This is a genomic window from Tardiphaga sp. GW821-FHT12E02 (assembly GCF_058807155.1).
In genome coordinates this window covers 3599062-3625170 of record NZ_JBXAQK010000001.1, presented here as the reverse complement: position 1 = coordinate 3625170, position 26109 = coordinate 3599062, and the positions used below count along the sequence as shown (strand labels likewise).

Genomic DNA, 26109 nt, shown 5'->3' with positions numbered 1-26109 from the left:
GTCTCGTTCAACCGGTCTGGCGACGGCGGCCTCAGAAGACGAATTCGGCCTTCCGCTCGAGACCCGGCAGCACCGGCGCCACCGCGTCGAACAGCGGGCGGCTGCCGAAATCGTCGTGGGAATGGGTGACCATGGTGGCGCGCTGCGGCTTGGTCTGGGCGAACACGCCGAGCAGCTTGCCGCCGGGGGCGAGCTGGCCATAGAGGCCAGTCGGGGCGACTTCGGTGGCGCCCGCCATCACGATGACGTCATACGGGCCGCTCGCGGCGGCGCCTTCGGTCCCCGCATTGGTCACGGAGCCTGCGATCTGGCCGATCACGGCCGCGGAATAGCCGCTCGGGCAGCCGACCACGAGCACCTTGTCGGTGCCCTTCAATTCGGCGGCCTGCAGCATCTTGGCCAGCACCACCGGCTTGATCAGGAAGCGCTTGGCCTCGCCGGCCGTGCCGAGATCCAGATCGAGGTCGAGATAGGCCATCGGGCGCAGATTGGCCGGCACATACTCCTCACGGGCCACCGACAGCATGGCATCGATGATGCGCAGATCGGTGACGTCGCTCGGACGCACCTGGCCATCGACCATTTTCTGGCGGGCGGCGGAGAAGTCGGACATGGCAATCCCTTGGCTAAGTCGAGAATTGGCTGAGTCTAGAAGGTCTCGAAGCTGAGGAATTACGGCAACACAGTGCCGCGGGCAAGATGCGGAAAAGCACAGTTGCTGCGCAAGCGAAGGCGCTTGGGCGGTCTGGCAGCATCGATTTTGGGAAAAGAATGATTGGCTCCCCGGGCTGGATTCGAACCAGCGACCATTCGATTAACAGTCGAATGCTCTACCGCTGAGCTACCAGGGAAAACGCGATCTTGTCGCGTGCGGCAGCGTATAACAAAGCGATCCCGGCTTGGAAAGCGGGAAATGCGGAATGTTTCATCTCATCGTCACGGCCGGGGAAAACTCGCGCAAACGCTCGGAAACACGCGATATTTCGGGGGCTGGCGCCCTTCTTGCATCGATTTTCGGGCCGGATCGATCTTTCATTTCGGATCTATTCGTCGCCTTTTCGACTTATTGCATCGCAAAGTTTGAGGTCTCGACGTCGAGCCCAGTCCAGAATCGAAACGAGGTGATTCATGCCCGCCCTGCACACCGACCGCGCGCTTCCGACCGACATCCACTCCCTGCCCCTGATCAGCGACGACGAATGCGTGTCCCGACTCGCGGCCGCCGTGAAGACACATGATCGCGCGCACGACGATGACGATCATCTCGACGAGGTCGCGCTGCTGATCGGCCGCCTCGCCGTGCCGATCGAGATCTGATCGCCTTTCGCCCCTGAACATCCAGCCATCGCGCTCCGGCAGGAGGCCGGAGCCGATTAGATTCGCGTGATTGAAGCTTGCGTATGCGTCCGACTGCCCGCCGTATCTATCCCGCCTTGTCCGCCGACGATCTCCTGCAAATTGCGTCGGTTGTCGTAACGCTCCGGCAACCATCGCAGCCCTGCGCGGTGGATCGATACAATTTGAGCGATCCGTTCAACGTGACCACAAAAGCTTTTCGTCAAATTGCCCGCAAGACAGGGAGTTTGACCATGAGCGAAGCCGAGTTCGACTACATTCTGGAAGCCGTGCGGACCGAGATCGAAGCCGAGATCGAAGACGATTTCCGCAGCCAGATGCTGTTTCTCGCGCCGATTCCGACCGCTGCCAACGACAATGAAGGCACCTGGCCGCACATCCCGTTTCCGGACGGCTGGCACGCCTCCTGCTGAGGCGCGTCTCGACAAGGCGTTTACGCGGGTCATGTGGGAACCCGCGTGAAAGATTGAAGCCGGCCATTGCTTTGCCGGCGAACGGTCTGTAACTAACCCGTTATGGGGCCATGTGGCGGAATGGTTACGCGCCGGTCTGCAAAACCGTTTATTCGGGTTCGATTCCCGACGTGGCCTCCATCAATCCAATCAAACACTTAGATCAGAATTGACGGCATCCGGACGGGATTGCGCCCTGCCCGGTCATTTCTTCTTGCTGCCGCGGCGGCGCCAGTCGCGCTTTTTGGCCTTGGGGGCCAGTTCCGGGATTTCGGCCTGCACCTCGCGGTAGCGCGCCAGCATCCGCTCGAAACTCGCATTGAGCGTCTCGGCGATCTTCGGCCGCTTCTCCAGCGCTGACAGCAGCATGCCGGCGGCCTCAATGGTCGAGAGCCCGTCCTTGCGCGGTTCCTTGCGCAGCTTGCCATAGAGCGACGGCGCGGCGGGGCCGAGGATGATGCGCTGGCATTTCAGCATCCAGGCATTGCGCCACCACAGCGCCTTGGCCTGGCTCCAGGTGCCATCCAGCAGGATCACGCCTTCGAGGTCCCTCAGCAGCGACTTCTGGTTCAGTTCGGCCTCGCCCTTGCGGTCGATGGCGAGGATTTCGAGATCGGTGTCGTAATCGGCGACCTTGGCGGAGCCGAGATAGAGGATCCCCCAGCGGGCGGGATCGACATTATGGCCGAGGATCTTGGACAGGCTCGGCCAGGACAGGCCGACCTTGACCTCCGAATTGGTGAAATGCTGGGCGGCGACGCGGGCGGTGCCCAGCGCGCGGTCCTGCTCCTGCGGGTGCTGCAGGATCAACAGGCCGATCTTGTTGTCGATAGGCTCGATGCTGTCGCAGATGCAGAGCGGCATCGGCTTCTGGCAATGCGGGCATTCCGGGATCTCGACGATCTCGGGCGAAAGGTCATTTGTGCTGGACATTGCCCGCTATACGCCGCGGACGCCCCGGCTTCAACCATCGGCTACTCAGCCGGTACCGGATGCGGCTGTGGCCGGTACCTGTTTCGCAGCCGGTCGATCAGCAGATAGATCACGGGGGTCGTGTAGAGCGTCAGGATCTGCGACACGAACAGGCCGCCGATGATGGTGATGCCCAGCGGACGCCGCATCTCGGTGCCGGGACCGGTGGCGATCACCAGCGGGATCGCGGCGAAGGCGGCGGCCAGCGAGGTCATCAGGATCGGGCGAAACCGCGCGCGGCAGGCCTCGAAAATGGCATCGGCCGGCGTCAGGCCGCGATGCCGCTCGGCGTCGAGGGCAAAATCGACGAGCATGATGCCGTTCTTCTTGACGATCCCGATCAGCAGGATGATGCCGATGAAGGCGATCACCGTCAGCGGCGTGTTGGTGATCTGCAGCGCCAGCAAGGCGCCAAGCCCCGCCGGCGGCAGCGTGGAGATGATCGTCAGCGGGTGCACCAAGCTCTCATAGAGCACGCCGAGCACGATATACATGGTGATGAGCGCACCGAGGATCAGCAGAACCTGGCGGTTGGCCGTCTTCTGGAAGTCGCCGGCACTGCCGTCGAAGCCGCCGCGGATGCCTTCGGGCATGTGCAGTTCATCGACAGCGCGCTGCACCGCGCCGGTCACGGAATCCAGCTGTACGCCCGGCATCAGGTTGAACGACACCGTGGTCGATGGCATCGACTGCGAGTGATAGACCGCAAGCGGCGACAGCGTGCGGGTCACCTTGACGATGGCCGAGAGCGGCACCTGCGCGCCACCCGTGCCGGGCACATAGATGCGGTCGAGATCGGCGGGGTCGTTCTGGAATTGGCGGCCAGTCTCCAGCACCACCTTGTACTGGTTGCGCTGGGTATAGATGGTCGAGATCTGCCGCTGCGAGAAGGCGTTGTTGAGCGCGCTGTCGATGTCGGCCACATCGACGCCGAGGCTGGAGGCGAGCTTGCGGTCGATCTTCAGCGTCAATTGCAGGCCGCCGGGATCGCGATCGCTGGAGACGTCGGTGACGCCCGGAACGGTTTCCAGCCGTTTCGATACCAGCGGCGCCCATTTCTGCAGGAGTTCGAGATTGCTGGAGGTCAGCGTGTATTGGTAGTTGGAGTCGCTCTGTCGCCCGCCTGCCCGCAGGTCCTGCGCGGCGAACATGAACAGGCGGATGCCCGGCAGCGCGCTGAGCTTGGGCCGCAGGCGATTGATGACGTCATCCGTCGTCGCGCCGTCGCGCTCAGCCGGTGGTTTGAGCGCAATGAACATGGTGCCGCGATTGGCGCCGCCGCCGCCCGGTCCGCCGGAGCCGCCGAGCGATGAACCGACGCTGCGCACGGCGGGATCGGCCAGCACGATATCCATCACCTGCTGCTGCAGCGGCAGCATCGCCTGGAACGAGACATCGGCGGAGGCGCGCGTGGAGCCGATCACGAAGCCGCTGTCATCATCCGGGAAGAATCCCTTCGGCGTCTTGACGTAGAGCACCATGGTCAGCGCGATGGTCGCGAAGAACACCAGCAGCGTGAGAAACGGGAATTCCAGCACCACATGCAGCGTCCGCTCATAGGCGGCGATGATGCGCGACAGCGCGCCTTCGACAATGCGATCGAAGCGCGTCTGGCGCAGCGCGTGGCCGGCGCGGATATATTGCGCGCAGATCATCGGCGTCACGGTGAGCGAGACGATGGTCGAGACCACGATGGAGAAGGTCAGGGTCAGCGAGAATTCGCGCAGCAGGCGGCCGACAAGGCCATCCATGAACAGCAGCGGAATGAAGGCCGCGATCAGCGACAGGCTGATGGAGACGACGGTGAAGCCGATCTGGCGGGCGCCCTCACTCGCCGCCTGCATCGGCGTCATGCCGGCTTCCAGGTTGCGGTACATGTTCTCGATCATGACGATGGCGTCATCGACGACGAAGCCGACGGAGATCGCCAGCGCCATCAGCGACAGATTGTTGATCGAGAAACCGACCAGCCACATGCCGCCCAGCGTGCCGGCGATCGCGAGCGGCACCGATACGCCGGCGGCAATGGTCGGCACGCCACGGCGGACGAACAGGAACACCACGGCCATCACCAGGAATGCCGTGGCGAGCAGTGTCCACTCCATGTCCTCGACGGAGGCGCGGATGGTGCCGGTGCGATCGTTGAGCACCGAGACGTCGATGCCGGCGGGGATCCACTGCTTGAGATCCGGGATCAGCGCCTTCACGCGATCGACGGTGTCGATGACATTGGCATTGCCCTGCTTGGTGATCTGGATCAGCACCGCCGGCTGCTTGTTGAAAAACGCGGCCTGGCGATTGTTGCGCGTGGCATCCTGAACATCGGCGACGTCGGACAGGCGCAGATAGTTGCCGTTGTCGCTCTTGATGATGATCTCGCGAAACTCGTCCGCGGTGCGCATCTGCGGATTGATCGACAGCGTCTCGCTCTGGCGTGATCCCTGGAAGATGCCGACGGGGCCGAGCGGATTGGCATTGACGATGGCGGTGCGGACATCCTCGGTCGAGATGCCGGCATTGGACAGCGCGACCGGATTGAGCTGGATCCGCACGGCCGGCTGGTCGGCGCCGCTGGCCGTCACTTCGCCGACGCCGGGCACCTGGGACAGCCGCTGGACGAGCACGGTGTCGGCGACGTCATAGATCGCGGAGGCCGACATCGTCTTCGAGGTCAGCGCGAGAATGAAGACCGGCGTGGCGGACGGATTGGCCTTGCGGAAGGTCGGCTGCGACGGCAGGTCGGTCGGCAGGTCGGCGGCCGCGGCATTGATCGCCGCCTGCACGTCACGCGCCGCACGGTCGGCGTCGCGGCTGATGGCGAATTGCATCATGATGCGGGTCGAGCCGAGCGAACTCGTCGAGGTGATCTGTTCGAGCCCCGCAATGATCCCGAGCCGGCGTTCCAGAGGTGCCGCGACGGTCGATGCCATGATGGCGGGATCTGCGCCGGGGCGCGATGCTGCCACCATGATCATGGGAAAATCGACATTCGGCGTCGATGCCACCGGCAGGAAGCGATAGGCCACGAGACCGATCAGGCACAGGCCGAGCGCCAGCAGCGTGGTGCCGACCGGCCGGCGGATGAAGGGCTCGGAGATCGAGATCGCCACTAGGGCGGCCCTCCTGCCCCGGCCGCACCCGGATTGCGCGCGGCGGGCGTGCGCCGCGCAAAACGCCAGCTGATGCGGTCAAGCGCGAGATAGATCACCGGCGTCGTATAGAGCGTCAGCACCTGGCTCACGATCAGGCCGCCAATGATGGAAACGCCGAGCGGAAAGCGCAGCTCGGAGCCGGTGCCGCTCTCCAGCGCCAGCGGCAAGGCACCGAACAGCGCCGCCAGCGTGGTCATCATGATCGGGCGGAAGCGCAGCAGACAGGCTTCGATGATCGCCGCCTCCGGCGCCATGCCACGCTCGCGCTCGGCGTCGAGGGCGAAGTCGATCATCATGATGGCGTTCTTCTTGACGATGCCCATCAACAGAATGATGCCGATCAAGCCGATCACCGACAGGTCTTCCCCGCACAGCATCAGCGCGAGAATGGCGCCGACGCCGGCGGATGGCAGCGTCGACAGAATGGTGATCGGGTGGATGTAGCTCTCATAAAGCACGCCGAGCACGATATAGATCGTGACGATCGCAGCGAGGATCAGCCAGGGCTGGCCTGCCAGCGACTTGGAGAATTCAGCGGCATCGCCCGAGAATCCGCCGACAATGCTGGTCGGCATGCCGATCCGCGTCTCGATCTTCTTCACTTCCTCGACGGCATCACCAAGGGCCTCGTTCGGCGCGAGGTTGAAGCTCAGCGAGATCGCCGGGAACTGGGCCTGATGCGAGATCGCCAGTGGCGCCGTCGTCCGCGTCAGGGTGGCGACAGCCGACAGCGGCACCTGCGCATTGGTGGTCCCGTTGCTGGCGCCGGGCAGATAGAGCTTCGACAGAACTTCCGGATCACGCTGCTGCGACGGCAATGCCTCGAGCACGACGCGATACTGGTTCGACTGGCCGTAGATGGTCGAAATCTGGCGCTGCGCGAAGGCATCGTTCAGCGTGTCGTTGATCGATTGCAGGCTGATACCGAGCTGCCCTGCCCGCTGACGGTCGATATCGAGCGAGGCACGCAACCCGCCGGTCGCGGCTTCCGAGGACACGTCGCGGAACATCGGATCGCTGCGCAACTCCTTGACCAGGCGCTGCGACCACGCGGTGACTTCGTTGGCGTCCGTGCCGGTCAGCGTATACTGATATTGCGAGCGGCTGGACGCGGTGCTGATCTGGATGTCCTGCACCGGCTGGAAATAAACGGTCATGCCTGGCACGTCGGCCACGCGCTCCTTCAGCCGTGCGATGACCTTGACGATATTGTCCTTGCGCTCGCCGAGCGGCTTCAGCGTCATCACCATGCGGCCGACATTGGTGGTCGGATTGACCGAACCGCCACCGATCACCGAGATCACGCCAACCACGTCCGGATCGACCTGAATGATCGCAGCCACGGCGTTCTGCCGGTTCTGCATCTCGGCAAAGGACACATCCGGCCCCGCTTCCGTCACCGCGGTGATGGAGGCCGTATCCTGCAATGGCAGGAAGCCTTTCGGCGCGATCACATACAGTCCGAGCGTGGCAGCGATGGTGATGAAGGTCACCACCAGCGTCGCCGGCTGATGCTTCATCACCCACAGCAGCGTGCGGTGATAGAACGCCACCATGGCATCGATGCCGCGGCTGATCGTGGCGAGGCCGGGCACCTGCCATTCGTCGTGCATGTTCTTCAGAAGCCGCGAACACATCATCGGCGTCAGCGTGAGCGACACCACAGCGGACATCACCACCGCAATTGTCAGGGTCAGCGCGAATTCCCGGAACATGCGGCCGACAAGGCCGGACATGAACAGCAGCGGGATGAACACGGCAATCAGCGACACCGTCAGCGAGATCACGGTGAAGCCGATTTCGCTGGCACCTTTCAGCGCCGCGTCCATCGGGCTCTCGCCCTCCTCCATATGGCGGACGATGTTCTCGATCATGACGATGGCATCGTCCACGACAAAGCCGGTGCCGATGGTCAGCGCCATCAGCGAGAGATTGTCGAGGCTGAAGCCGGCGAAATACATCACGCCGAAAGACGTGATCAGCGACAGCGGCAAGGCGACGCCGGCAATCAGCGTGGCGCGCAGCGAGCGCAGGAACAGCAGCACCACCAGCGTCACGAGGATGACGGCCAGCACCAGGGTAAACTGCACATCATGCACGGAGGCGCGGATCGTCACGGTGCGGTCGCTGACGATGGTCAGCTTGACGCCGGCCGGCATCAGGCGCTGGACCTTGGGGATTTCCTCGCGGATCTGGCGAACGACCTCGATCACATTGGCGCCGGGCTGCCGCTGGATTTCGATGATGACGGCGGGTGTGCCCTGGTACCAGCCGCCCGTGCGGTCATTCTCGAGCCCATCGACGATCTGCGCGACATCGCCGATGGTGACTGGCGAACCATTGCGATAGGCGATGATGATGGGCTTATAGGCGTCAGCCACGGCGATCTGGTCGTTGGCGGCGATCGTATAGGCCTGTTGCGGTCCGTCGAGGGAGCCCTTGGGCCCGGAGACATTGGCGCCGGCAATTGCGGTGCGCAGGTCTTCCATCGAGATGCCATAGGCAGCGAGCCGGGCGAGATCGGCCTGGACGCGCACCGCGGGCTTCAGGCCGCCGAGCACGCCGACCTTGCCGACGCCGGTGATCTGGCTGAGGCGCTGCGACAACAGCGTGTCGGACAGGTCGCTCATCGCACGCAGCGCGATGGTGTCCGACGTCAGCGCCAGCGTCATGACGGGCGCGTCGGCCGGGTTCACTTTGTTGTAGACCGGCGGATAAGGCAGGTTGCGCGGCAACACGCCGGCCGCCGCATTGATGGCGGCCTGCACGTCCTGCGTGGCGCCGTCAATGTCGCGGTTGAGATCGAATTGCAGCGAGATCTGGCTGACGCCGTAGGAGCTGGTCGAGGTCATCGACACCAGTGACGGGATCTGGCCGAGCTGGCGTTCCAGCGGCGCCGTGATCAGCGACGCCGTGACCTCGGGGCTCGCCCCCGGAAGCTGCGTCGAGACCTGCACGGTCGGGAAATCGACCTGCGGCAGTGCCGAGATCGGCAGCGAGAAATAGCCGAGCATGCCGCCGATCAGCAGCGCCACCCCGATCAGGGATGTCGCGACAGGCCGGCGGATGAAGGGTTCGGAGACGCTCATGGCTGTGCGCTCGCTGCTATCCGCGCCATCAGGCGCGACGATCCAAGGTGTCGGCGATCATGGCTGTTTCGCTCCCTGTGGCGCGCTGCCGGAACCGGCCGCCGGCGGCGTCTGGCCCATGGGCGCGGAGGGATTGCCGTCAGAACCGCGTTGCTGCCCTTCGCCGCGCTTGCCGCGGCGCTCGCCGGCATCGCCGCCCTTGCTGCCGCCACGCTTGCTGCGCGGCGCCAGATCGGCCGCGGGCTCGCCGGTATTGGTGCCGACGCTGACCTTGGCGCCATCGGACAGATTGGCAAAACCGGTGGTGACCACGCGGTCAGTGGCCGACAGCCCTTTGGCGATAACAGCCGTGGTTTCGTTCTGCTGCGTCACCGTGATCGGCACCGCCTTGGCGATGTCGCCCTCGCCGATCACATAACTGAACGTGCCGGCCGGGCCACGTTGTACGGCCGAGGTCGGCACCACCATGGCGTCCTTCAACGTCTCGACCTTGAGGCGGACATTGACGAACTGGCCGGGCCACAGCTGATAGGTCGGATTGGGGAATTCGGCCTTCACCTTCACAGTGCCGGTGGTCTGGTCGACCTGATTATCGATGCCGGTGAGCGTGCCGGTGTCGATCACCGTCACCCCGTCATTGCCGAACACATCCACGGACAGCGTACCCTTGGCAGCGGCGGCATTGGCGCGCGTGATCTGCTGCTGCGGCAGGCTGAACAGCACCGCGATCGGCTGCAGCTGCGTGATCACCACAAGGCCGGTCGTATCCGACGAGCGGATGATGTTGCCCTGATCGACCTGACGCAGGCCGGCGCGGCCGGACAACGGCGCGATGATCTTGGTATAGCTCAGCGTCGCGCCTGCATTGTCGATGGCGGCCTGATCGGACTTCACCAGCGCTTCCTGCTGCGCCACCAGCGAGCGCTGGGTATCGGCCTGCTGCTTGGAGCCGGCATTGGATTGCGCCAGTTGCTCGTAGCGGATCAGGTCGAGCCGGGCATTGGCGAGCGTCGCCTCGTCCTGGGCCTTCTTGGCGACGGCCTGATCATACAGCGCCTTGAACAGCACAGGATCGATCTCGCCGAGCACGTCGCCGGCCTTGACGTCCTGGCCTTCCTTGAAATTGACCTTGATCAGCTTGCCATCGACCTGCGCGCGCACGGTGACATTGTTCAGCGCGCGCACGGCACCGACACCGTCGAGATAGACCGGCACGTCCTTGATCTCGGGCGTTGCCGCCAGCACCGGGACCGTCATCATGTCAGGGCGGAAGCCGCCACGGCGCTGATCGCCGCCGCCCTGCTGCGTCTGCATCGCGCGCCAGCCGATATAGCCGAGGCCGCCCAGGATCAGCAGCGTCACGGCGATCGAGACCGTGCGGCGGCGCGCCTTGCCGGCCACCTTGGTCACGCCGTCGCTCGCGGCTTTCATATCCGGCTTAAAGAGCATTGACCGGTCTTTCCATTTTCGGTTCCCAGCCGCCCCCCAGCGCCTGATACAGGCTGACAAAGGCCTGCAGCCGCGCCAGTTGCGCCTGGGACAGGGTGTCCTCGGCCTGGAACAGCGTCAGCTGGGTGTTTAGCACAGTTACGATGTCAGCGGTTCCGGCGCGCAATTGCTGCTCGGACAGCTCGAAGGCCCGCCTAGAAGCGCGAACCACCTCGCGCTGCAACCGGAGCCGTTCGGTGGTCTGACGGATCGCCACCAGCGCATTATCCACGTCGGCAAAGGCAGAGACGACCGTCTTGCGATAGGTCTGCAGCAACTCGTCCTGCTGCGCCTGGGTCAGCTCGAAATTGCCCTTGATGACGCCGCCATCGAAGATCGGCTGGGTCAGGCCGCCGACCAGACTGAAAAAGGCCGCGTTCGGATTGAACAGCGCCACCAGCGCCGAGCTCTGATAGCCGCCCGATCCGGTCAGCGAGATGGTCGGGAAGAACTGCGCGCGGGCGCTGCCGACATTGGCGGTGGCCGAGGCCAGCCGCGACTCCTGGCGACGGATGTCCGGCCGCTGGGTCAGCAGATCCGACGGAATGCCCGGCGTCACTTTTGGCGCGGCAATATTGTTGAGCGAGCCGCCGGCCACGCGGACGCTTTCCGGCGGACGCGACACCAGGGTCGCCAGCGCATTGGCGTTCTGCGCCAGCGTTGTCCGCAACGTTGGCACGGCAGCGCGCTGATTGGCGAGGACGCTTTCCTGCTGGGCGACATCGAGTTCGTTGCCTGTGCCCGCGCTGAAGCGCTGCTTGATGGCATCGAGGATGCGCTGGGCGCTGGCGATGTTGCGCTCGGCAGTGCGGATGCGGTCCTGCGAGGTGAGCACCTGGAAATAGGCATTGGCGACTGCCGCCAGCGTTGTCAGCGCCACGGTCTCACGGTCGAACCGGCTGGCATTCGCGGTTTCCTCAGCGGCCAGCGCGGCATCGCGGTTCTTGCCCCAGAAATCGAGCTGATAGCTCGCCGACAACGAGGCGGAGAAATTCGTTACTTCGCGGCCGCTGATCGACAACCCGCTGGCACTCGATCCCGATGTCCGCGAATAGGTCTCTTGCCCGCCAGCACTGAGCGTCGGCAACAGGGCCGCGCCCGTGATCCGGGACTGCGCATCCGCCTGCCTGATTCGCGCGACGGCGGCGGCGATGTCCAGGTTGACGGTCTGCGCCTCCTCCATCAACTGGGTCAGCTCGGCGGAACGGAAGCCACGCCACCAGTCCAGCGACGGCGTCGCAGCATCGGGCCTGGCGGTGCGGGCTTCCTGGTAAGCGGGCGGAATATCCAGCGCCGGGTTCGGAATATCGGAGGTCAGCATGCAACCGCCCGACATGGCGGCCACGGCAAATGCCGCGAGAGCGCGACCGGTGATTCGCGATAGCGAAGCGCTCACTGCCGCCACCCGGCGGCCACAGGCCGGCATTCCCGCGAAATGCAGGTATTCCAGACGGAAGAGGCGACTGACTGCGACACGTTCACCGGGTGATGCGAAGACAATGAAACGAGCGGCCATTGTAGCCGCCCGAACATGTCGCGGACAGTGTTCTTCCGTGTCGGAACGTGCAAGCTTGCTCGGGCGTTGGGTCGTATCCAGCGCTCTCATTTGCACAGTTTCTCTGATTTTATCGCGTTATTCTGACCTATCGGATTTCCGCCGACGATATCGGCCACAACTGCCTTACGAAGATTTCATGTGTCCCGACATTGCTGCCGCCAATCTCCCCTCCTCTTTCCCGTTCCGCCGGTGAAACCCGGAGACGATTCCTACCGTAGCTTCCCTATCATTTGACCGCCCAAGGGGACTTTTTGAATGCGCATCGCAGTGATTGGAACGGGAATAGCCGGCAATGCCGCGGCATGGGCATTGTCGCAGCGCTATCCCGTGACGGTCTATGATCGCGAATTGCGCCCCGGCGGCCACAGCCACACCGTCACCATCGATTATGACGGCACGCCGATCGCCGTCGATATCGGCTTCATCGTCTATAACGAGCTCAATTATCCCGATCTGACGGCGCTGTTCGCCCATCTCGGCGTCGAGACAGTGGACAGCTGCATGAGCTTCGCCGTCAGCGCCGATGCCGGGCGGTTCGAATGGAAGGGCGGCGGCGACAGCTGGGCGGATACGGCGCGCGGCCTGTTCGCGCAGAAGCGCAATGCGTTCTCGCCGTCCTATCTGTGGATGCTGCGCGACATCCTGACCTTCAACGAGCAGAGCGTAAAGGATCGTGACGCCGGCCTGCTCGCCGACATGACGCTTGGCGACTATTTCCGCTGGCGCAAATTCGCCCCGCGCCTCCTCACCGACTACCTCGCCCCGATGGGCGCCGCGATCTGGTCGGCCCCCGCAGATCAGATCCTCGACTTCCCGGCTGAAAACTTCATCGCCTTCTTCAGCAATCATCGCCTGCTGCAATATGACCGACCGATCTGGCGAACGGTGAAAGGCGGCAGCAAGCGTTATGTGGAGAAACTGACGGCCGCTTTCGGCGATCACCTGCGGCTCGGCTGTGCAGTGACCTCCATCGAGCGCGGTACGCATGGCGTCATGGTGCATGACAGCCTCGGCCATCACGAACTCTATGATCACGTCGTCGTCGCCACCCATAGCGACCAGGCGCTGGCGCTGCTGTCCGATCCCAGCCCGGACGAGACCGCTGTGCTCGGCGATATCGGCTATGGACCCAACATCGTCTATCTGCATCGCGATCCCCGGTTGATGCCGAAGCGCCGCAACGCCTGGGCGTCGTGGAATTTCCTGCGCTGGAAACGCGAAGGCAGTCATGTGAACGATGTCGCGGTGACCTACTGGATGAACCAGCTGCAGGGCATGCCTGAGGACAAGCCGCTTTTCGTCAGCCTCAACCCGCCCTTCGCGCCGGACCCGGATCTCACATTCGGGCGTTATCTGTGCGAACATCCACAATATGACGCCGAGGCTTTTGCGGCCCAGAAGCGGCTCGGCGTCATCCAGGGCCAGCGCCACACCTGGTTTTGCGGCGCCTGGACCGGCTACGGCTTTCACGAGGACGGCCTGCGCTCCGGCCTCGCTGTTGCCGAAGCGCTTGGCGCAACCGTGCCCTGGCGCGAGCCGCCGGCGGAATTGGCGGAAGCTGCGGAGTAACTGACGTGAGCGAGGTCACCAAGACGACGGCACCGGCGGCGCTGTATTTCGGCGACGTCATGCATGCGCGCCTGAAACCCATGGGCCATCGCTTCACCTATCGCGTCATGAGCCTGTTGATCGACCTCGACCGGCTCGACGATGCGGACCGCACATCACGCCTGTTCGGCGTCAACCGTGCAGCTCTCTACAGCTTCCATGAGAAAGATCATGGTGAGCGCGATGGCTCCTCGCTGCGCGCCTATGCACAACGCTGCGCGGCGGCGCATGGCATCGATCTCACCGGTGGCCGCGTCGAGCTGCTCTGCTATCCGCGCCTGTTCGGCTACACCTTCAATCCACTCTCGGTGTATTTCTGCCATCATGCGGATGGCACGCTCGCGCTGATCATCTACGAAGTGCGCAACACCTTTGGCGACATCCACTCTTACGTGCTGCCGATCGCGGATGGCGAGCAGACCGATGCCGGCATCCGCCAGGTGCAGGACAAGCTGTTCTATGTCTCCCCCTTCATCGAGAAGGCGATGCGCTATCATTTTCGCGTCTCGCCGCCAGCCGACGAGGTGAAGCTGCGCATTCTCGAAACCGACAGCGAAGGTCCGTTGCTGGCTGCGACCTTCCACGGCCGGCGCAAGGCGCTCACGTCACGCGCGCTGCTGCGCTCGTTCGTCGGCCTGCCGCTCGTGACCTTCAAGATCATGGCAGCGATCCATTGGGAGGCACTGCGGCTGTGGATCAAAGGTGCGCGACTTGTGCCTCGCCCGAAGGCGCCTGCAGCAAATACCGGCTTGGCGAGTGAACAAAGCCGCGCTTATATTTCCGCAAAGTCATCAGCACGCTGAGCGTTCTCGCGACGCACAACGCAAATCATGACGGCGGATGCATATGTCTGATCTCACCTTCAACGCGCCGGAGAGCGTTACTCCGGAAAATGCCGGCCGCATCCTGGCGGATCTGCCCAGGATCGTCCGGATGGCGCTTGGCTTCGGCGCCCACCTCACCCGCGGCACGCTGGATGTGACGCTCCCCAATGGGCGGCGCTATCGACTCGGCGGCCGGGAGCCCGGCCCGGCTGCCGAAATGACGGTGCATAGTTACGCCTTTGCCAAGCGCCTCATCAATGGCGGCGATATCGGCATTGCCGAAGCCTATCTGCATGGCGACTGGGATACGCCCGACCTGACCCAGTTCCTCTATCTGTTCTGCGTCAATCACGACCTGATCCAGTCGATGCTCGGCAACAATCCGGTGATGCGGCTGGTGCAGGTGGTGCGCCACTGGTTCAACCGCAACACCAAGCGGCAGGCGCGCAAGAACATCTTTGCCCATTACGATATCGGCAATGCGTTCTATTCGGCCTGGCTCGATCCGAGCATGACCTATTCCTCGGCCATCTTCGAGGACGGCACGCAGGACCTCACCGCCGCCCAGCACAACAAATATCGCAGGCTCGCCGAAGCCATCGATCTCAAGCCCGGTCAGAAGGTGCTGGAGATCGGCTGCGGCTGGGGTGGCTTTGCGGAATATGCAGCCAAGCATTACGACGCGCAGGTGGTCGGCCTGACCATCAGCACCGAGCAGCGCGACTTTGCCCGCAAGCGGATCGCGGATGCCGGCCTCAGCGACAAGGTCGAAATCCGATTCCAGGACTATCGGGATGAGCGCGGGCTTTATGATCGCATCGTGTCGATCGAGATGATCGAGGCTGTCGGCGAGCAATTCTGGCCGCGCTATTTCACCCAGATCAGGGATCGCCTGCTGCCCGGCGGCCTGGCCGGCATTCAGGCCATCACGATCCAGGACAAGTTCTTCCAGTCCTATCGCAGCGAAGTCGATTTCATCCAGCGCTATGTGTTTCCGGGCGGCATGCTGCCGACGCCGGAAATTCTAAAGTCGCTCGGCGAGCGCTTCAGTGTGCCTGTCATCCGCGAGCGCATTTTCGGGCTCGATTATGCCAGGACGCTGGCGATGTGGAGAGATAATTTCCGCGCCGCATGGCCGGGCCTGACGCCGCTCGGCTTCGATGATCGCTTCCGCCGGCTGTGGGAATACTACCTGGCCTATTGCGAGGCCGGTTTCATGTCGGGGAATATCGACGTCCGCCAAGTCGTGTTCGCAAAAGCGAAATGAGGCGCCCATACGGCGGCCCTCTGTCCTGTCCGCGCTTCCCTTGTATGGCCACGCTGCGTTCACTAGGTTGAGCGCAGCATCGTCAACCGTGCCGAGAATTGCAGGATCATGATTTTCAACAAAGACGTCGTCGCGGCCATCGGCAACACGCCCCTGATCAAGCTGAAGCGTGCCTCCGAACTCACCGGCTGCACCATTCTCGGCAAAGCGGAATTCATGAATCCAGGCCAGTCGGTGAAGGACCGCGCCGGCAAATGGATGATTTTGGAAGCCGAGAAGCGCGGCGATCTGAAGCCGGGCGGCTTGGTGGTCGAGTCCACGGCTGGCAATACCGGCATCGGCCTTGCGGTCGTGGCGAGCGCGCGTGGCTATCGCACCATCATCGTCATCCCTGACTCCCAGAGCCAGGAAAAGAAAGACATGCTCAAGCTCGCCGGCGCCGAGCTGATCGAGGTGCCGGTCGTCCCTTATTCAAATCCGAACCAGTTCCAGCACATCGGCAAGCGGCTCGCGGACCAGTTGCGCAAGACCGAACCGAATGGCGTGCTGTTCGGCGACCAGTGGAATAATCTCGACAATGCCAAGGCGCATTACGAGTCGACGGGCCCGGAGATCTGGCAGCAGACCGATGGCAAAATCGATGGCTTTATCTGCGCGGTGGGCAGCGGCGGCACCCTTGCCGGCACCAGCACCTATCTCAAGGAAAAGAACAAGGGCGTCGTGATCGGCTGTGCCGATCCGCATGGCGCGGCGATGTATGAATACTTCCGGACCGGCGAAGCCACGGCATCACCGGGCGGCTCGATCACCGAAGGCATCGGCCTCGGCCGCGTTACGCCCATCGCGCAGCAGGCCAAGCGCACCGTCGATGATGCGTTCCTGATTTCCGATGAGGAAGCCGTAGCCGTGATTTACGATCTCGCCGAGCACGAAGGCCTATGCCTCGGCGGCTCGAGCGGCGTCAACATCGCCGGCGCCATCCGCCTCGCCAAGAAACTCGGCCCCGGCAAGACCATCGTGACGATCCTGTGCGACTCAGGCGGACGCTATCAGTCAAAGCTGTTCAACCCGGCCTTCATGCGCAGCAAGAATCTGCCGGTGCCGGAATGGCTGGAACGCAAGAGCGATATCCAGGTGCCGTTCGAGAAGGTCTAGCCACCTCCTCCACCTTCATCCTGAGGAGCCGCGCAGCGGCGTCTCGAAGGATGGCCGCAAACTCGGGAGCCAGGCCAGCTCATGGTTCGAGACGGCGCTTCGCGCCTCCTCACATGAGGGGCAGAGTGTCACCGCAAGATCTGTCCCAAGAACAGTTTCGTCCGTTCGTGCTTCGGATGATCGAAAAACACATCCGGTTTGTTCACCTCGATGATCTGCCCGTAATCCATGAACACGATGCGGTCCGCCACCTGACGCGCAAAGCCCATTTCGTGGGTCACCACCAGCATGGTCATGCCCTCCTCGGCGAGGTCCACCATGGTGTCGAGCACCTCTTTCACCATCTCTGGATCGAGCGCTGACGTCGGCTCATCGAACAGCATCACCTTCGGATTCATCGTCAGCGCCCGCGCAATCGCGACGCGCTGCTGCTGACCGCCGGAGAGTTGGCCCGGATATGAACGCGCCTTGTCCGGAATGCGCACGCGTTCGAGAAATTTCATCGCAGCCGCTTCAGCATCTTTCTTCGGCATGTGCCGCACGAAGATCGGCGCCAGCGTGCAGTTCTCCAGCACGGTGAGATGCGGAAACAGATTGAAGCTCTGAAACACCATGCCGACTTCGCGACGGATGTCATCGACGCGGCGCAGATTGGGACCGAGTTCGATGCCATCGACCGTAATGCGGCCTTCCTGAAACTCCTCCAGCGCATTGATGCAGCGGATCAGCGTCGATTTGCCGGAGCCCGACGGACCGCAAATGACGATGCGCTCGCCGCTGCCGACTGCGAGATCGATATCGCGCAAGACATGAAACTCGCCGAACCACTTGTTCAGGCCGGCAATGCCGACGATCGGATTGAGGCTCATGCTTAACTCCGTCGATGCGCGTTGAGCCGGTGCTCGACGAACAGCGAATAGCGCGACATGCCGAAGCACAGCACGAAATAGATGATGCCTGTGAAGGCGAAGCCGGTGAACAGCGTTGATGGCGACGACCAGGCGGGATCGGCAAAGGCCGCGCGCAACTGCCCGAGCAGATCGAACAGCGCCACGATCGACACCAGAGAGGTGTCCTTCAACAGCGCGATGAAACTGTTGACGAGGCCGGGAATGACATGGCGCAGCGCCTGCGGCAGCACCACCAGTCGCGTCGTCCGCCACCAGGACAGGCCAAGTGCATTCGCCGCCTCCGCCTGCCCGCGCGGGATCGCCTGCAGGCCGCCGCGGATCACCTCGGCGTTATAGGCGCCGGCAAACAGCGCCACACCGATCAGCACGCGCACGAGCCCATCGACCGTAAAATTGCCGGGCAGGAACAGCGGCAGCATATAGGTGGCGAAGAACAGCACGGTGATCAGCGGCACGCCGCGCCAGAATTCGATGAAGGCGATGGAGCCGAACCGGATCAGCGGAATGCTCGACCGCCGCCCCAGCGCCAGCGCAATGCCGATCGGCATGGAGGCGACGATGCCGGTGATGGCGACCACCAGCGTCACCAGCATGCCGCCCCATAGGCGGGTCGGCACGATATCCAGTCCGTAGCCGCCATGCAGCAGGAAGAAGGCGACGACGGGAAATGCGAGGAAGAACAGCGCCGCATTGAGGGCTTTTGCAGGCAGTGTCGGGATCAGCAGCGGTGCGAGCAGCAGGATGCCGATGCCGAATGTCAGATCCACCCGCCAGCGTTCGGCCTCTGGATAAAAGCCATAGACGAATTGCGACAGCTTGGCCTGGATGAACGGCCAGCATGCGCCGACGGGGCGCCCCACGCTTTCAGGCAAACAGGCATTGCGATCGGTGCCCTGCCACACCGCATCGACGAACAGAAACTGCACGGTCGGGATGATCGTGAACCACAGCAGCAGGATGCAGGCGATGGTGAGCAGGATATTGGTCGGCGAGTTCAGCAGCCGCGTGCGCACGAATCCGAGCACACCCGTGGTGCTCACCGGTGCGGTGCGGGGCGCGATCATGTCCTTCGCGACATAGGCGGTCTTGCTCATGCGCCCATGCTCCGCGAGGTCCGCCAGCCATAGGCGGTCATGAGCGCGCTGGTGATCAGCGAGATCACCAGATAGATCGCCATGGTGATGGCCACGATCTCGATCGCCTGCCCGGTCTGGCTCAGCGCCGTGCCGGCAAACACCGAGACGAGATCGGGATAGCCGATGGCCACGGCCAGCGACGAGTTCTTGGTGAGATTGAGATACTGATTGGTCAGCGGCGGCAGGATCACACGCATGGCCTGCGGCACCACGATCAGCCGCATCACCTCGCTGCGTTTGAGGCCCAGCGACGCGCCGGCTTCGGCCTGTCCTTTCTGCACCGACTGCACGCCAGCCCGCACGATCTCGGCAATGAAGGCGCCGCTATAGGTCGAGAGCGCAATGGCGAGGGCTGCAAATTCCGGGACGACACGCATGCCGCCATTGAAATTGAAGCCGCGCAGCACCGGATATTCCCAGGTCCAGGGCGCGCCGAAGATGAAAACCGCGAGAACGGGCAGCCCGATCAGTGCGGCGATGACCATCGGCCAGATCGTCAATTGCCGGCCGGTCGCAAACAGCGTCCGTCGTGCAATCGCGCGCAGCACGATCGACAACACCACGGCAAGAGCGATGGCGATCAGAAACGGCAGCAGTGCCTCGGTGCCGATCGGTTTCGGCATGCCGAAACCGCGATTGCTGAGAAACACGCTGTCGAACAGATTGATGCTCTGGCGCGGCTGCGGCAGCGCCGCCAGCACCGCGAGATACCAGAACAGGATCTGGAACAGCAGCGGCAGGTTGCGGATCAGCTCCACATAGGCGCCGGCGATGCGCGCCAGCAGCCAGTTGGGCGACAGCCGCCCGAGCCCGACCACGAAGCCGATGATCGTCGCAAAGAAGATGCCGACGATGGAGACCGCCAGCGTGTTGGTCAGGCCGACCAGCATCACGCGCAGATAGGTGTCCGACTCCGTATACGGGATCAGCGTCTGGCTGACGCCGAATCCCGCGGTGCTCCAGAGAAAACCGAAGCCGGATGCGATCTTCTGCGTGGCCAGATTCTCGCGCGCATTATCGATGATCTCATGCGCGACCCAGGCCAGCACCACCACGAGCACGACCTGCAGCGCAAATCCGCTCCAGCCGGCCTGCCCGCCGAGCGCGCGGCGCAGTTTTGCGCCGAGTTGCAACGGCGGTCGTCTGGCTTCGCCTGTCATCGATCCCCGGTCGTTCGCGTTCAGCGGATCGGCGGGGCAAACATGATGCCGCCCTTGTTCCAGAGCTGGTTCAGGCCGCGCGCGATGCCGAGCTTGGAGCCCGGCCCGACATTGCGATCAAAGCTTTCACCGTAATTGCCGGTCGCTTTGATAATGCGGTGAAACCAGTCCTTGGTGAGACCGAGCTGTTCGCCGAGACTGCCATCGGTGCCGAAGATGCGCTTCAGCTCGGGCTTGTCGGATTTGGCCTGGTCATCGACGTTTTTCTGGGTGATCCCCAGCTCTTCCGCATTCACCTGCGCAAACAGCACCCAGCGCACCACGTCGAGCCATTGGTCGTCGCCATGGCGCACCAGCGGTCCGAGCGGCTCCTTGGAAATCACCTGCGGCAACACCTCGTGCTCGGCCGGCGTCGTCAGTTTCAGGCGCTCGGCGTAGAGCTGCGAGATATCGGCGGTGAATGCGTCGCAACGCCCGGACTCATAGGCCTTCACAACTTCATCAGCGGTCGAGAATGCGACCACCTCATACTTCATGTTGTTGCCCTTGAAGAAGTCGGCGAGGTTCTGCTCATTGGTGGTACCGGTCTGCAGGCACACAGACGCGCCCGCGAGTTCGAGCGCCGAATTCACCTTCAGCGACTTGCGGACCATGAAACCCTGGCCGTCATAGTAGTTGATGCCGGCAAAGTTCACGCCCAGCGAGGTGTCGCGCGACAGCGTCCATGTCGTGTTGCGCGACAGCACATCGATCTCGCCGGACTGCAACGCCGTGAAGCGATCCTTGGCCGACAGCGGCACATATTTGACCTTGGTGGCATCGTTGAAGATCGCAGCCGCAATACCGCGGCACAGATCCACATCCAGGCCGGCCCAGTTGCCGCGATCGTCCGGCGCCGAGAAGCCTGGCAGACCCTGCGTCACACCGCAGGAAAGCACGCCGCGTTCCTTCACGGTCTTCAGTGTTTGCGCCGACGCACCCTGCGCCGACCAGCCGGCTGCAATTGCGAGGGTGAGCGTCAGAATCGCGGATTTCATGGAGGAGCCTTTCCCGAGGGCGTCGGAGCAATCCGACCAGCGATCGGCATAGCGACGTACAAAGAACTGAATGCCGAACCGTTCGATCAGTTCCATAGCGGTCCACACGCCGGGCGAAAAGGCCGGTCCGCGGCAGCTCAGATCAAATCCAGTTTTGCGAATCGTGGCCGGATCATGCGGCCATTACTGCAGACGATGACGATCTGCCAGTCAGGTCAAGGGGTTGACGCGGAACCGGCCGTATCGGCTTAGTGGCGGTGCAGCAGATAGCCCGGCGGACGGCGATCTCCTGCGGCAAAACACCAGACCCGGCAGGCGTATCCGATGGCATCATCCAACAATCACGGCACCACCTCGCTCGATCCAGATACGGTGATCGTCAATGCCGGCCGCGACACCGCCGGCCAATGGGGTTTTGTGAACCCGCCCACGGTGCGTGGCTCCACGGTGCTGTATCCGACCGCCGACGACCTGCACGCGCATCGCGGCGAATATCAATATGGCCGCCACGGCACGCCGACGACCAAGGCGCTGCAGCAAGCGCTCATGGCGCTGGAAGGCCCGCGCTGCGCCGGCGTCGGCCTCGTCCCGTCAGGCCTCGCCGCGATCTCGACGACGCTGCTGTCGGTGCTGCAGGCCGGCGATCATTTGCTTGTTTCCGACAGCGCCTATCGCCCGACCCGCAATTTCTGCAACGGCATGCTGGCGCGCTACGGCATCGAAACCGCCTATTTCGATCCCCTGATCGGTGCCGGCATCGAAGCCCTGATGAAGCCCAACACCCGTGCCGTGATGGTCGAGGCGCCGGGCTCGCAATCCTTCGAGATGCCCGATGTGCCCGTCATCGCCGGCATCGCGCACAAGCACGGCGCGCTGGTGATCGACGACAACACCTGGGCCACGCCGCTGTATCATCGCTCGCTCGAGCACGGCGTCGATATCAGCATCCAGGCCGCGACAAAGTATATCGGCGGCCATTCTGACATCATGTTCGGCACCATCTCGGCCAATGACGCCGCATGGCCGAAGATCAGCGAAGGCATCAAGCTGCTCGGCACTTGCGCCGGGCCGGACGATGTCTTCCTGGCGCTGCGCGGGCTGCGCACCATGTCGGTGCGCCTCGCCCATCATCAGCGTGCGGGACTGGAGATGGCGCAATGGCTGCAGGCGCGGCCAGAAGTGCTGAACGTGCTGCACCCTGCGCTGCCCGACCATCCCGGCCATGCCATCTGGAAGCGCGATTTCACCGGCGCCTCAGGCCTGTTCAGCATCGTGCTCAAGCCGGTATCGCAAAAGGCCGTCGATGCGCTGCTCGACACCGTCAAGCTGTTCGGCATGGGCTATTCATGGGGCGGCTTCGAGAGCCTGATCATCCCGTTCGATTGCAGCGACTACCGCACGGCGACCAAGTGGGCGCCCGGCGGCCCCGCGCTGCGCCTGCATATCGGCCTCGAGAGTCTCGACGATCTCAAGGCCGATCTGGAGCGCGGATTTGCTGCGCTGAAGGCTGCTTCGTAGGATGGGTTGAGCGCAGGCGCCTCGCGCCGGAGCGATACCCATCACCGCAAACGCAGGTGGTGATGGGTTTTCGCTTCGCTCAACCCATCCTACCGATCATCGCTGGCGCCATTCTGCAGGGTGGGCAAAGCGCAGCGTGCCCACCCTCACCAGTTAAACCGAGCGCCAGCCGAGAGCTGATGGCTCGTGGCATTGCTGCGATATTCGCCGTTATAGGCGCCGAACAGGCGGAACATCTCGGTCCGCCAGCCCGACAGTTTTGCCCCCACCAGCGCCGCATTGCGGCCGGGTGCTGCGGCCGTGACGAGGAAGGATTGGTCGAGCAGCGCGGCCTGGCTGGTCAGCGTGGTGTCGCGCAGATCGTAGCCCCAGCCGAGCTTCAGTTCCGGCACCAGCGTGGTGCCGTCGGTGGTGCGCAGCTTCGCGCTCACCGCGGCGCCGGCCGTCGTCATCAGCTTGTCGTAGGTCTGCGCGCCATAAGCGAGGCCGATACCAATCGGGGTTTCGCTATAGCCGTCGCGACGAAAACCCTGCCAGTTGATGCCGGCATAGGGCTTGAGGATCACGTCCGGCGCGATCGCAAAGCGGTAGCCGGCTTCGAACGAGGTGCCGACGCCGATGCCGTTCGCACTGCCCTGCAGCCCGTTCGACGCCAGAATGATCTGGCGCGTCGTCGACATCTGGCTCGGGCCGGCGGCAATACGGACATCGAACACGGCCGCGCCCGGCGTCCAGCTCGCATAGGCCGCACCGGCATAGGTGTCCGAATTGCCCTGCATGTCCGTGCTGGTCGCCGTGGTGCGTGCGTAACCGAACGCACCGCCGGCGATCAGGTTGTTTGAGAACCAGCGGTCGGCACCGAGGGTGAAGCCGGCGCTGGTGGCCTTCGAGCCGGACAGATCGCCACTGTCGCCAACGCGGCTGGTACGGCCAAAACCCTGGCCCCACATGGCCCAGCCGTCCTGCACACGCTGTGTCGGCGTGACGCTGGCGAAGGCATTCATGGCCGCATTCGCTTCCGCGGTCATGGTGTTGCGCCCGGCATAGGACAGCGCGAAATTCTGCGCTGTGCCGTTCTGGCCGGCGTCGCTGCCAAACGCGAGCGCATCCTGACGATCGCCGATGGCCCCGAGGAAGCCGGCAAAGGCCTGCAACGACGCACCCGCGACGGCCGGCTGGCCGGGACCGCCCAGCTGCGCCAGGGCCTTGTCGAAGAGCGGCTCGGCGTTGAGCTTGTAGAGGGCGTCGTACAGCGCCTTTTCGGAGGCGGTCGGCAAGACGCCTGCCGCAGGGCGCTTGCTGTCAAGCAGCGCTGCCATGGATCTCTGGCTGGTACCGAGATTGTCGGTGCTGGCAAGCGCTGCAAAGCTCGATGGCGTCACCGCCAGTGTGAGCGCCGTCGTGCTGTAAATCAGGTCGAAGCGACCATTGGTCGGCAGTCCCGCCGTCGGCTGCAGCAGCGATGAGAAGCTGCCGGCGGTGGTCGCACCATTCTGTGCCTGCACGATTGCAAACTGAACGCCGAGGGCCGGCGTGTAGCTGCTGACAGTGCCGACGCTGCCACGCAATACGGGGGTGAGCGCGCCGGCGGCGTAGAACACGTTGCCAGCGCCGGACACGAAGATCTTGTCATAGGTGCCCGGCCCGCCCGGCACGATCAGCGTGCCGTCGATGTCGAGGCGGGTCGTCGCCGTTGCCGTCAGCGTGACATTGCCGTTGAAGGTCAGCGATCCCACCGAGTTGCCTTGCAACACCGTGCCGGCGGCGATCGAGCCATAGGCAACGAGGTCGTCGTAATTGGCCATCTTGCCCGGCGACAAGGTGCCTGCGATCGTGCTGTTGCCCGCCACGACGCCGAAGCCGGCCAATGTCGCCGGCTGCGCCACGTTCAGGCTGCTGCCGGACTGCACCGACAGCGTGCCATCCACGGCCAGCGTGCCGAGCTGTGCGAACACATCACCTTTCGCAGTCGTCCGCCCGGAAATGGTCAGGATACCGTCGCCGGCTTTGGTGAATGAACCGTCCGTGGTCAGCGGCCTGCTCCAGTATTCGGTGGAGTTGGCGGCAACCGACTTGGTCGCGTTGGCGGCCAGGGTCGTCACCCCATCGGTGGCACGATCGAGCCGAACGAGGCCGTGGCCGAACTCCTTATCGATGCCGGGCGCGCCGAGGTCCTCGGTGGTGGAGAACAGCAGGCGCGAAAGATCCTGCGCATTGTAGGTCGGGTTAGCCTGGACCAGCACCGCCAATGCACCGGACGCGGCCGGCGCAGCCATCGAGGTGCCCTGATCGTAATTGTAAAGGGTCGTATAGGGAATGGTCGAAAGAACCTGTCCGCCCTTCTCATTGTCGCCGCCCGGCGCAGCGACGCACCAGCTCGCGGTGACACCGCAGAGCTGGGAATACCAGGCCGCAAGCTTGGTCGGGCCGACCGACATCACGCTGATGATCTGGCCGCTCTGCTGTTGAAAGCCGGTCATATCCAGGTTCTGACCGCGGGAATCATAGACGCCCGTATTGTTATGTGCCGGCGTAATATAGGGATAGAGCGCTATCCCGCTCGGGTTCTTGCCGGCGATGGGATCCGACCTGCGATCATTGCCGGTCGCCGCCACGATGATCTTGCCGTTCCGCAACACATTCGCGACGGCGTCGATTTCGCCCTGGCTCAAGGGCATCGTATTCGCCCAGACCGTCTGCGCCGGAGCGCCTTCGGGTCTGCTCGGGCCATAGCTTGCATTGTAGATCATGACATCGCGCAGCGAGGCGAAATAGTTCAGCGGCGCTGCGTCGCCGTTAATTCCGGGCGCATAGCTGTATATGTCGTTGGCAATGACTGTCCGGATCGCAATCAGGTTGGCGTCATAGGCGACGCCGTGCATGTCGATGCCCGCCATCTTGGCGGCCGCAATGATGCCTGCGACATGGGTGCCATGGCTGTCGAATTTGTCACCGCTTTGCGGTGCCAGTTCCGATGCATTGTAGGTGGTGCCATCCAGCACCAGATAGTTCCGGCCCAACGCCGTGTTGAACTTGTTCACCAGCGCCAGATGGCCGGTATCGAAGCCGCTGTCGCCGACGGCCACAGTCACGCCAGAGCCCGTGAACCCGCGTTCATAGGCCTTTCCGGCCTTCATCAGATCGAGCGGCCAGGTCTGAGGATTGATTGCGGGGTCTGCGAGCGATGGCGTGAGAAACCACGCACTGCTCAACAAAGTCGTGCACATCAACAGCGTCGAAACCCGACGCATCCCGATAGCCCCCACGAGACGTCCCCTTCGCCAATTCGCTGATGCAAGCAGCTGCCCGGCTGCCTGCATCGTCCCCATTATTCTGAGCGTCTGGAGTGATCTCCATTCCGCTCTGCTTTCGACCCGTTCTAGTATGGGGAGAAATCGAACGAACAGCGCAATGATGGCTTGTGCA

General features: G+C 63.4%; 18 protein-coding genes and 2 tRNA genes. 8 read left to right on the top strand and 12 right to left on the bottom strand.

Annotated features, from left to right (window positions below; all coding sequences use genetic code 11):
* Window positions 1-31: 31 nt before the first annotated feature.
* Window positions 32-613 carry a protein-L-isoaspartate O-methyltransferase family protein gene (locus AC1RQ5_RS17185; protein ID WP_398481645.1) on the bottom strand — a complete coding sequence of 194 codons (582 nt, stop codon included), beginning with the start codon at window positions 611-613 and terminating at the stop codon, window positions 32-34.
* 163 nt (window positions 614-776) lie between these two features.
* Window positions 777-851: transfer RNA gene (locus AC1RQ5_RS17180), tRNA-Asn, on the bottom strand.
* 277 nt (window positions 852-1128) lie between these two features.
* On the opposite strand from AC1RQ5_RS17180, the gene AC1RQ5_RS17175 reads away from it, so the two are divergent.
* From AC1RQ5_RS17175 to AC1RQ5_RS17165, 3 genes are all read left to right on the top strand, one after another.
* Window positions 1129-1317, top strand: coding sequence for a hypothetical protein (locus tag AC1RQ5_RS17175; protein WP_493200536.1), 189 nt, complete (start codon window positions 1129-1131; stop codon window positions 1315-1317).
* A 272-nt stretch (window positions 1318-1589) separates the two neighbouring features.
* Window positions 1590-1769, top strand: a complete 180-nt coding sequence (locus tag AC1RQ5_RS17170) for a hypothetical protein (RefSeq protein WP_398481641.1) — start codon at window positions 1590-1592, stop codon at window positions 1767-1769.
* Window positions 1770-1875: 106 nt separating this feature from the next.
* A tRNA-Cys gene (locus tag AC1RQ5_RS17165) sits at window positions 1876-1949 on the top strand.
* Window positions 1950-2012: 63 nt separating this feature from the next.
* Here AC1RQ5_RS17165 and AC1RQ5_RS17160 read toward each other — a convergent pair.
* The 5 genes from AC1RQ5_RS17160 to AC1RQ5_RS17140 are packed head-to-tail and all read right to left on the bottom strand — an operon-like array spanning window position 2013 to window position 11845.
* A complete protein-coding gene (locus AC1RQ5_RS17160) occupies window positions 2013-2741 on the bottom strand; it encodes a tRNA-uridine aminocarboxypropyltransferase (protein ID WP_493200534.1) in 729 nt (242 codons plus the stop codon).
* 41 nt (window positions 2742-2782) lie between these two features.
* Window positions 2783-5890 (bottom strand): efflux RND transporter permease subunit, encoded by a 3108-nt coding sequence (locus tag AC1RQ5_RS17155; RefSeq protein ID WP_398481637.1) that lies wholly within the window; start codon window positions 5888-5890, stop codon window positions 2783-2785.
* Complete coding sequence (locus AC1RQ5_RS17150; RefSeq protein ID WP_398481635.1) at window positions 5890-9021, bottom strand: efflux RND transporter permease subunit; 3132 nt, start codon at window positions 9019-9021, stop codon at window positions 5890-5892. Before AC1RQ5_RS17150 ends, AC1RQ5_RS17155 begins: the two co-directional genes overlap by 1 nt.
* Window positions 9022-9078: 57 nt before the next feature.
* Window positions 9079-10470: an efflux RND transporter periplasmic adaptor subunit gene (locus tag AC1RQ5_RS17145; RefSeq protein ID WP_493200531.1), complete on the bottom strand. Its 1392-nt coding sequence runs from the start codon at window positions 10468-10470 to the stop codon at window positions 9079-9081.
* Complete coding sequence (locus tag AC1RQ5_RS17140) at window positions 10460-11845, bottom strand: efflux transporter outer membrane subunit (RefSeq protein WP_398481664.1); 1386 nt, start codon at window positions 11843-11845, stop codon at window positions 10460-10462. The genes AC1RQ5_RS17145 and AC1RQ5_RS17140 overlap by 11 nt, the downstream gene beginning before the upstream one ends.
* Before the next feature lie 477 nt (window positions 11846-12322).
* Between AC1RQ5_RS17140 and AC1RQ5_RS17135 the strand changes: the two genes are divergently transcribed.
* The 4 genes from AC1RQ5_RS17135 (at window position 12323) to AC1RQ5_RS17120 (ending at window position 16921) form a co-directional block, all read left to right on the top strand.
* Window positions 12323-13636, top strand: a complete 1314-nt coding sequence (locus AC1RQ5_RS17135) for an NAD(P)/FAD-dependent oxidoreductase (protein ID WP_493200529.1) — start codon at window positions 12323-12325, stop codon at window positions 13634-13636.
* Window positions 13637-13641: 5 nt separating this feature from the next.
* Window positions 13642-14478, top strand: a complete 837-nt coding sequence (locus AC1RQ5_RS17130; RefSeq protein ID WP_493200527.1) for a DUF1365 domain-containing protein — start codon at window positions 13642-13644, stop codon at window positions 14476-14478.
* A gap of 43 nt (window positions 14479-14521) precedes the next feature.
* On the top strand, window positions 14522-15766 hold the full coding sequence (locus AC1RQ5_RS17125) for a class I SAM-dependent methyltransferase (protein WP_493200526.1): 1245 nt from the start codon (window positions 14522-14524) through the stop codon (window positions 15764-15766).
* Window positions 15767-15874: 108 nt separating this feature from the next.
* Window positions 15875-16921, top strand: a complete 1047-nt coding sequence (locus AC1RQ5_RS17120; protein ID WP_493200524.1) for a cysteine synthase A — start codon at window positions 15875-15877, stop codon at window positions 16919-16921.
* A 128-nt stretch (window positions 16922-17049) separates the two neighbouring features.
* Here the strand turns inward: AC1RQ5_RS17120 and AC1RQ5_RS17115 are convergent, their stop codons facing one another.
* From AC1RQ5_RS17115 to AC1RQ5_RS17100, 4 genes are read right to left on the bottom strand one after another with little or no spacing between them, the layout of a single operon-like run.
* Window positions 17050-17790 carry an amino acid ABC transporter ATP-binding protein gene (locus tag AC1RQ5_RS17115; RefSeq protein ID WP_493200522.1) on the bottom strand — a complete coding sequence of 247 codons (741 nt, stop codon included), beginning with the start codon at window positions 17788-17790 and terminating at the stop codon, window positions 17050-17052.
* 2 nt (window positions 17791-17792) lie between these two features.
* Complete coding sequence (locus tag AC1RQ5_RS17110) at window positions 17793-18926, bottom strand: amino acid ABC transporter permease (RefSeq protein ID WP_493200520.1); 1134 nt, start codon at window positions 18924-18926, stop codon at window positions 17793-17795.
* On the bottom strand, window positions 18923-20128 hold the full coding sequence (locus tag AC1RQ5_RS17105; RefSeq protein ID WP_493200518.1) for an amino acid ABC transporter permease: 1206 nt from the start codon (window positions 20126-20128) through the stop codon (window positions 18923-18925). Before AC1RQ5_RS17105 ends, AC1RQ5_RS17110 begins: the two co-directional genes overlap by 4 nt.
* 20 nt (window positions 20129-20148) lie before the next feature.
* Window positions 20149-21165: an amino acid ABC transporter substrate-binding protein gene (locus AC1RQ5_RS17100; RefSeq protein WP_493200515.1), complete on the bottom strand. Its 1017-nt coding sequence runs from the start codon at window positions 21163-21165 to the stop codon at window positions 20149-20151.
* A gap of 324 nt (window positions 21166-21489) precedes the next feature.
* Here AC1RQ5_RS17100 and metC point away from each other — a divergent pair, with 324 nt between their 5' ends.
* Window positions 21490-22683: a cystathionine beta-lyase gene (gene metC, locus AC1RQ5_RS17095; protein ID WP_493200513.1), complete on the top strand. Its 1194-nt coding sequence runs from the start codon at window positions 21490-21492 to the stop codon at window positions 22681-22683.
* Window positions 22684-22829: 146 nt separating this feature from the next.
* Here the strand turns inward: metC and AC1RQ5_RS17090 are convergent, their stop codons facing one another.
* The gene (locus tag AC1RQ5_RS17090; RefSeq protein WP_493200512.1) at window positions 22830-25934 is read right to left on the bottom strand and encodes an autotransporter domain-containing protein; all 3105 of its coding nucleotides are present in this window, start codon (window positions 25932-25934) and stop codon (window positions 22830-22832) included.
* Window positions 25935-26109 lie beyond the last annotated feature (175 nt).

Excerpts from the sequence above, each read along its gene's own strand:
- AC1RQ5_RS17125 (WP_493200526.1), top strand. The coding sequence starts at position 14,522 with ATGTCTGATCTCACCTTCAACGCGCCGGAGAGCGTTACTCCGGAAAAT.
- AC1RQ5_RS17160 (WP_493200534.1), bottom strand. The coding sequence starts at position 2,741 with ATGTCCAGCACAAATGACCTTTCGCCCGAGATCGTCGAGATCCCGGAA.
- AC1RQ5_RS17150 (WP_398481635.1), bottom strand. The coding sequence starts at position 9,021 with ATGAGCGTCTCCGAACCCTTCATCCGCCGGCCTGTCGCGACATCCCTG.
- AC1RQ5_RS17115 (WP_493200522.1), bottom strand. The coding sequence starts at position 17,790 with ATGAGCCTCAATCCGATCGTCGGCATTGCCGGCCTGAACAAGTGGTTC.
- AC1RQ5_RS17185 (WP_398481645.1), bottom strand. The coding sequence starts at position 613 with ATGTCCGACTTCTCCGCCGCCCGCCAGAAAATGGTCGATGGCCAGGTG.
- AC1RQ5_RS17175 (WP_493200536.1), top strand. The coding sequence starts at position 1,129 with ATGCCCGCCCTGCACACCGACCGCGCGCTTCCGACCGACATCCACTCC.
- AC1RQ5_RS17140 (WP_398481664.1), bottom strand. The coding sequence starts at position 11,845 with ATGTCGGGCGGTTGCATGCTGACCTCCGATATTCCGAACCCGGCGCTG.
- metC (WP_493200513.1), top strand. The coding sequence starts at position 21,490 with ATGGCATCATCCAACAATCACGGCACCACCTCGCTCGATCCAGATACG.
- AC1RQ5_RS17120 (WP_493200524.1), top strand. The coding sequence starts at position 15,875 with ATGATTTTCAACAAAGACGTCGTCGCGGCCATCGGCAACACGCCCCTG.
- AC1RQ5_RS17100 (WP_493200515.1), bottom strand. The coding sequence starts at position 21,165 with ATGAAATCCGCGATTCTGACGCTCACCCTCGCAATTGCAGCCGGCTGG.
- AC1RQ5_RS17170 (WP_398481641.1), top strand. The coding sequence starts at position 1,590 with ATGAGCGAAGCCGAGTTCGACTACATTCTGGAAGCCGTGCGGACCGAG.
- AC1RQ5_RS17135 (WP_493200529.1), top strand. The coding sequence starts at position 12,323 with ATGCGCATCGCAGTGATTGGAACGGGAATAGCCGGCAATGCCGCGGCA.
- AC1RQ5_RS17145 (WP_493200531.1), bottom strand. The coding sequence starts at position 10,470 with ATGCTCTTTAAGCCGGATATGAAAGCCGCGAGCGACGGCGTGACCAAG.
- AC1RQ5_RS17090 (WP_493200512.1), bottom strand. The coding sequence starts at position 25,934 with ATGCGTCGGGTTTCGACGCTGTTGATGTGCACGACTTTGTTGAGCAGT.
- AC1RQ5_RS17110 (WP_493200520.1), bottom strand. The coding sequence starts at position 18,926 with ATGAGCAAGACCGCCTATGTCGCGAAGGACATGATCGCGCCCCGCACC.
- AC1RQ5_RS17105 (WP_493200518.1), bottom strand. The coding sequence starts at position 20,128 with ATGACAGGCGAAGCCAGACGACCGCCGTTGCAACTCGGCGCAAAACTG.